We start from the raw sequence: 7035 nt of genomic DNA, 5'->3' as shown, positions 1-7035 counted from the left end.
CTTTTGTTGGATGGGGAGCAAGCGATCGAGCGCGTTTTGGCGCACCGTCTCATCCTGCGCGAGGATCATCTCTTGAACGATGGGCAAACGATCTTGCTCGAAGAACATATGTTCGGTACGACAGAGACCGATGCCCTCCGCGCCCAACTCAACGGCCTGACGCGCATCGCGCGGGTTATCGGCGTTGGTACGCACACGCAGCTTGCGAATGCTATCGGCCCAACCCATCAGCTCGGCGAAAGCGCCGCTCACTTCCGGTGGGATCAGCGGCAAAGCGCCTAGATAGACCGCTCCGGTTGAACCGTCTAGGGTGATCACATCGCCTTCGTGCACGGTTGTGCCGTTGACGGTGAAGGTTTTGGCCTCCTCATCAATCTTCAACCCTTCGGCGCCCACCACGCATGGGATGCCAAAACCACGGGCGACGACCGCCGCATGGGAGGTTTTGCCGCCCCGAGCCGTCAACACCCCCTGCGCCGCCAACATGCCGTGCACGTCATCGGGGTTGGTTTCGTCGCGCACCAAAATGACCTTCTCACCTGCCCCGCCATGCACCCCAAGTTTGGCTGCCGTGTCGGCATCGAACACCACCTTTCCTACCGCAGCGCCCGGAGAGGCGGGAATGCCGGAGATCAAAGGCTTTTTCCCTTCAAGAGCTTTGGGGTCTATGCGCGGATGCAACAGCTGATCGAGATGGGAGCCGGTAACGCGGGTTACAGCCTCCTCCTTCGTAATAAGCCCCTCATGCACCATGTCCACGGCGATCTTCACCGCCGCCGGGCCGGTGCGCTTGCCCGACCGGCACTGCAGCATGAACAGCCGCCCATGCTCGATGGTAAACTCCAGGTCTTGCATGTCCCGATAGTGCCGCTCAAGGATGTTGCATATTTCGACGAACTGCCGATACAGCTCCGGGTTCTGAGACTGCAACTCCGAGATGGGCACCGGGGTTCGTACACCGGCCACCACATCCTCGCCTTGAGCGTTCATGAGGTACTCACCGAATATCACCTTTTCGCCTGTGGAAGGATCGCGCGTAAAGGCAACCCCTGTGCCCGAATCGTCGCCGGCGTTCCCGAACACCATAGCCTGCACGTTCACCGCGGTGCCGAGATTATCGGGGATTTTTTCCGTACGCCGATAGACGATGGCGCGCTCGTTGTTCCAGCTTTTGAACACGGCCTCGATGGCAAGTTCGAGCTGTTCATAGGGATCGGTGGGGAAGTCGCGACCGGTTTTCTCCCGAACATACTCCAAAAACTTTTCGGAGATGAGCTTCCAATCCTCTGCGCTCATCTCCAGATCGCTTTTGTAACCCTTTTGTTCCTTATAGGCCTGCAGAATTTTGTTGTCGAAGTCGTGTTTGCTAAGCCCCAACACCACATCAGAGAACATCATGATAAATCGCCGGTAGGCATCGTACACAAAGCGTGGGTTGTTGGTCTCTTCAATGAGGGCTTTTACGGTGGTCTCATTCAGGCCTAGATTGAGAATGGTATCCATCATGCCGGGCATGGAGAACTTGGCGCCCGAGCGGACAGATACCAGCAGGGGCCGGTGGCTTCCTCCGAACGTGCGCCCCATCTTCTCTTCCACGAACTTCATCGCGGCGCGTACGTCGTCCATGAGACCGGCGGGAAGCTTCTGGCCGTTGGCATAGTATTCGTTGCAGACTTCGGTGGTAATGGTAAAACCTGGGGGCACCGGAAGGCCGATGTTGGTCATCTCGGCCAAGTTCGCGCCTTTACCGCCCAAAAGGTCGCGCATCTTCGCATTGCCCTCATGGAACAGGTAGACGCGCTTCGTAGCAACTGCGGTCATAGATTTTAAATCTCCTTCTCCTCGTCGTGTCGAAACCTTCCACCGCAAGGGCATCGCCCTTGCAGCTTGTGATCACACGGATAACTTCTCTTTTAGCAACTAGAGATTTTACCTCATCCGCCTTTCCCAAAAGGGATTCCACTGACGTCTTTCCGCTTAAATCAAATCTATTTCTGGGCCTGTTTCTCCGGAGTGCCCAAAATCTGTATCTGCGTCGAAAGGGTAAAACGCTGCCCATCCTGTTCAAACACAAGCTCCCCAAACAGAGCCGCACAGCCCTGAGCCGGGGTGGGCAAATGACCGGTGCACACGTTGCCGTTTATCTCCATCGGCTCGAACGTCCAGTGCGAATCGCGGAAATCCAGTGTGGGCGCGTATGTCCTCCATAGCCGCGCCTCCACAGGCGCCGGGTTGCTCTGCACCTCCAACGTCGCCCCTTGTGCATTCACCGTGTACTTCCAATGCATCTGAGGCCACTTTTTGCCGCCTGCAATGGCGCGCACAAAAGCCATTAAGGTGGCATATACCCGAGATCGGTCCTCTAACCCGTGTCCACTGTTGGGATCATACAGAATCCACTTGGGGCCTTTGAGACCGTTCCAATAAAGATTAAGCGAATCCTGCGACCAATACCGGTCGTTTGTGCCGAGAATGATCAGCTTGGGCAGCGTCAGTCGGTCTCGATAGCTGTAAGGGTCTTCTAGCTGAATCAACTCATGGCCGCGAGGGGTCTGCAGCTTCTGAGGAATATCTGCCTTCGTGTAGTCATCTACCTGCTCGCTTAAAGCGCCATAAGAGGCTAGCTGATGCGGAATTTGAGCCGGTAGGTTCAGCATATCAATCACCATGGGGGCGATCGCCTTCACCCGTGGGTCGCCGCTTGCACCCACCAACCAGGCCGTCCACCCCCGTTTAGACGCACCGGTTACCAAAAATCCGGTGATCTCCGGCCGCTTCTCCTGTTTCATCAGCGCCTGGATAGTATCCATGGCCTTAATAACAGCTTTCGCCATCGGAAAGTGCAAAGGCCAGGTTGTATCTCCCGTATCTAAAAACTGCAGCCAGGTATAGACGACCAAAGCGTCTTCGGTGCGTCCGTCAAACAGCGGTTGGTTGGGGATGTCGAAGAGAATGGCAAACGGCGCCCCAGACATCTTGGCGGCCATAATGCCGAGCTGCGTCTCCTCCGGCGAGCCATCACCACCCGTGTTAAGCAGCGTGCAGAAATGCGGATAGGTGCCACTATCCGGCACAAAAACCTGCAGATGATGGTGCCAGGTGATGCCGTGCCATGTTAGGGAGGTCATCCGGAGATCGTAGAGGGTCACTCCGTTCATATGAGAAGTTTGGGTAAGATTCCAGCGGTAAGCCGGCTCCGGTTGCTTGATGTAGTCTTGCAAGGCGTCCCCCTTTGCAGCAAGCCCTAGGCTCGCCATAAAAGCGCAAAGCAGCGCTTTACCCAGTAATCGCAACATAGTTCCTCAGTCCTTTCTTAGAATCCTGCATCGCTTACGCCGGTCTCCTTCCGGCTCCCTGCACCCACGAAGTTACTCGTAAAGAGTAGGGAAAAGGCGTTGAGAGAGCGCACTCTGCAGCAACCCCTCCGGGTCGCACTCTTTTTTTAGTTTCGCAAAACGGGCTATGGTCTCCTCTCCGAGATAGGCGCGCGCAGTATGCGGATCAAGGGTGCTGTCTTTGGCGAAGTAAAAGCGCCCACCTGCTTCCAGCACAAGCCGATTCAGTTGCTTGGCTAAAGCCCATACCCGCTCGCGCGTGTGCGGATACACAGGAATATCCAGCGCCAACGAATAGCCATCTACGCTATGGGTCATAAGAAACCGATCGCGCCGATGTCGTTTAAACACCCCCAGCCATGGGACAATACCCGTCTGCTGGCAGAGGGTAAGCTGCGCAGAAAAACAACGCTCTGCCTGCTCGGCAGGAATGAAGCTTTGATACTGAATGAGACAGCCGGGCTTATAGGCCCACTTCCAATTCGGCACATAGTCCAAAAGGAAAGCAAAAGCCGCATGAGACTGCCGTACCCGCTTGTGGTTCCCTATCGTGTTGCCCGCCGTAAACTTCGCCCAGTTCACAAAGCGCATGCCGAGGTTGTTTGCAAACGGCCTCATGAGGCGCCACATAATGGATTTTGGAATGAAGCCCATCAGCGTATCGGGCAGCTCTTGGTACTCCACCCGCAACGTTTGTGCCGGAACAGGGTCTTCCCCTGGTGCCAAATAGCGGGCGGCATGTACCAGACCACGCCCCAACTGTCGCCCTGTTGCAAAGCAGTCAATCCAGCCGACAAGGTAGTCGTAAGAATCCATTCGCCGCTCAAACTGCTCCACGATGTCCTCGAAGTTTTGGGTGGAAAAGGCATCCACCTCCAAAAGGCCACTGTAGACGCGCTTGAGTTGCAGCGTGAGACGTGTGAAGCAGCCTAACATGCCGAACCCACCGATGGCCGCATAAAAAAGCTCCGAATTTCTCTCCGGGCTGCAGGTCACGATCTCGCCGGTAGGCAGGAGCAGGTCGAACTCCAAAATGTGCTCCCCGATCGGTCCCACCTTCCAGTTGTTTTTGCCGTGGATGTTCATGGCCGCCCCGCCCCCCAGAGAAACGTACATCGTTCCGGAAACCACCGGCGGCCACCAACCATCTTCAATGGCGTAACGCCAAATGTCGCCAATCGTCGCCCCAGGTTCCACCGTGATGCGGCCAGTATGCGGGTTCCAATCTAAAATGCGATTCATGCGGGTGAGGTCGAGGCAGATGTTTTCGGCCAAAAGCGCCGCATCCCCATAGCTGCGCCCCATGCCGCGCAGGCAAACTTTACGCCCATGCTGCCGCGCCAGAGCAAATACCTCCCGAACCCCCTCTAAGGTGGAAGGACGAAAGACATAGGCCAGAACCGAGGTGTTCATGCCCCAGGCCTCGATTCGCTCCAAACGGTCGGAAGGCAAGGGCTTTATGGGTCTATCCTCTAAACATAGGGGTTGCGACGAAAGTGGGGTTTCTGAAAGGCTCATGGTTCTCCTTGGCTATACGTTAAGGCGTTTGAAAATGAAGGAGGGAATGAGGCGCACAATAGCCATAATAGGACGCCAAATGCGTGGCACATAGACCACGCCATCACGACGTGCCCCTTTGAGAATCAACTCCGCAGCTTTGTCTGCCGAGATAAGGAATGGCAAGTTCTTCAACCCCTTTACCAAAGGCGTATCCACCGGCCCCGGCTTAATGGTCACAACGTGCACCCCATAGCGCCCTGTGCGATTGCGCAGCCCCTCTAAATAGGTATCTAAAAAAGCTTTGGAAGCGCTATAGACCGGAAAATGGCGACGCCCTCGATCTCCTGCTACCGACGATATGCCTATCAAGGTTCCCGATCCGGCCCGTTCAAAGCGCTCCGCCGCTACGTCCAACCAGGCGACCGCGCCGCGCACGTTCACATCTATCGTTGCAAGGTCCTTTTCTAGGCTGTACTCATGCTCTGCGAGAATGGGCATAACCCCTGCAGAATAGACGATAAGGTCAAGCCCGCCCAACTCATAGGTGATCTGCTGAAAAAGTGCCGGAACACACTCCACCTCGCATACATCATGGCGATAGAGAAGCGGTTTGGGTGCACCGGACGCCGCAATCTCTGCGGCGATCCGCTCCAGCTCCTCCAAACGCCGTGCCACCATCGCAACCAAACAGCCTTGTGACGCCAACTTTCGGGCCAGCGCCTCCCCAATGCCAGAGGAGGCTCCGATAATCAGTGCACGCTGCCAACTCTTCTGCATTCTTTGCTCCGACCGCGCTATCTATCCTCAATAGCATACCTTAGGAGCGCCATGAGACCTTGCTATGCTTTGCTGTGGTGCCGAGCGTGATTCAGCCACTCCACGATCTGCTGAAGATGATAGGCATCGTGTGCCACCATCTGGGCGATCCAGGCCTCGATGGTTATAGGCCCTCCAACACGGGGACTCTCTTCCAGATAGCGCCCCTTTCGCTCCCACGCCCTTTTCGGCAACGCCTTCACCATCTCCACCGTGGTCTGCCGACGCTCCGTAAAGAGAGCGCGCTGCCGATGCGGGTCGCTTGCCGCATAGTTGTGCTGCTGGGCAAATTCGTTCGGGTCGAGATCGGGAAGTTTCGGCAGATACTCATCACGAATGCGGGCAATACGGTTTTGAAAGACCTCTTCCCAATCGGCGAGATGCGCTATAACCTCACGCAAAGTAAACCTCTGTGGGTCGGGACGACTATCCCAAGCAGGCGACTCAAGCGGTACAGAGGCCGTTAAGGTTTCTAACACCTTCGGTGTGCTCTGCAGCGCATCCACCAGATTGGCGCGCACGAAAGGCGGTAACATGGCCACTTCCCTCCGTTTGAAGCTCACACATCGCTCTAGAGATAGAACTTAGCGGAGCCAAATCTTTTACCGGTAAAATATTACCTAGAAAAGGAGTTGTACTCCAGTTTCGGGCGTAGTTACTTTTAGAGCAGCATCGTGCCGAGTGCTTCCCCCTTTATGCAGCGACCTCGGCGCCGACCGTACGAAATTTTTGTAAGGAGAGAGTGCTTTCGTATGTCGAACTTCTCATTACGCGCCACTACGGCGCGAGTGCTTCATCGTCCCCCCCGGGAATGGGGCGCCTGGATATTTCAACGGCGAACCTGGCTGCCCTTATTTCTCTTGCCCATTCTCGCCATCCCCTTTGGCGTAGAAACAAACTTAATCCTCAACATTCCCATGGGAGTTTTTCTGATCGCCTTAGGCGAAACCATTCGCTTTGTGGCCGTTGGCTACGCCGGAACCATCACGCGAACCCGCCATGGACGTCTTGCTCCTCTCATTACTTCCGGTCCCTACCGCTTTGTGCGCAACCCTCTCTACGTCGGCAATCTGCTCCTCTTTGCCGGTCTTCTTGGGCTGCTTGGGCGTTGGTTCTGGCTTCCCATCCTCCTGCCTTTGGCACTTGGCTACTACCATCTCGTTGTGCTGTGGGAAGAGCAGCACCTGCGCCATGTTTTCGGTTCTGAATATGACGCTTACACCGCCCAAGTAGGGCGATGGTGGCCGCGATTCCGAAACTCTACACCTCCCTGCATCCATCGCTTCTATCCTACGGTCGCCCTACGCAGTGAGCGAGGAACATTGGGAATGCTGGTGCTGGCCGTTCTCGTATGCTTGCTCTATTGGACGATCCTTTTGTAGGA

Annotated in this window: 6 protein-coding genes; 1 reads left to right on the top strand and 5 read right to left on the bottom strand. The window is 55.8% G+C overall.

The window, feature by feature from the left end; translation table 11 throughout:
* From ppdK to VKV29_RS02935, 5 genes are all read right to left on the bottom strand, one after another.
* Window positions 1-1821, bottom strand: a 1821-nt coding sequence (gene ppdK, locus VKV29_RS02955; protein ID WP_324199808.1) for a pyruvate, phosphate dikinase, incomplete at its 3' end; no start/stop codon positions are given.
* 167 nt (window positions 1822-1988) lie between these two features.
* Entirely contained in the window at window positions 1989-3296 is a 1308-nt protein-coding gene (locus VKV29_RS02950; RefSeq protein WP_324199807.1) for a PhoPQ-activated pathogenicity-related family protein, read from the bottom strand.
* A gap of 72 nt (window positions 3297-3368) precedes the next feature.
* Window positions 3369-4853 carry an FAD-binding oxidoreductase gene (locus VKV29_RS02945; RefSeq protein WP_324199806.1) on the bottom strand — a complete coding sequence of 495 codons (1485 nt, stop codon included), beginning with the start codon at window positions 4851-4853 and terminating at the stop codon, window positions 3369-3371.
* Window positions 4854-4865: 12 nt separating this feature from the next.
* Complete coding sequence (locus tag VKV29_RS02940; RefSeq protein ID WP_324199805.1) at window positions 4866-5612, bottom strand: SDR family NAD(P)-dependent oxidoreductase; 747 nt, start codon at window positions 5610-5612, stop codon at window positions 4866-4868.
* 62 nt (window positions 5613-5674) lie between these two features.
* Window positions 5675-6187: a DinB family protein gene (locus VKV29_RS02935; protein WP_324199804.1), complete on the bottom strand. Its 513-nt coding sequence runs from the start codon at window positions 6185-6187 to the stop codon at window positions 5675-5677.
* Between the two features lie 216 nt (window positions 6188-6403).
* Between VKV29_RS02935 and VKV29_RS02930 the strand changes: the two genes are divergently transcribed.
* Window positions 6404-7033: a methyltransferase family protein gene (locus VKV29_RS02930; RefSeq protein ID WP_324199803.1), complete on the top strand. Its 630-nt coding sequence runs from the start codon at window positions 6404-6406 to the stop codon at window positions 7031-7033.
* The last annotated feature ends 2 nt before the right edge of the window (window positions 7034-7035 follow it).

It is taken from the genome of Chthonomonas sp., from assembly GCF_035294165.1.
GTDB lineage: Bacteria > Armatimonadota > Chthonomonadetes > Chthonomonadales > Chthonomonadaceae > Chthonomonas.
The sequence above is the reverse complement of the archived record's forward strand: the minus strand, read 5'-3'. Positions and strand labels throughout refer to the sequence as shown.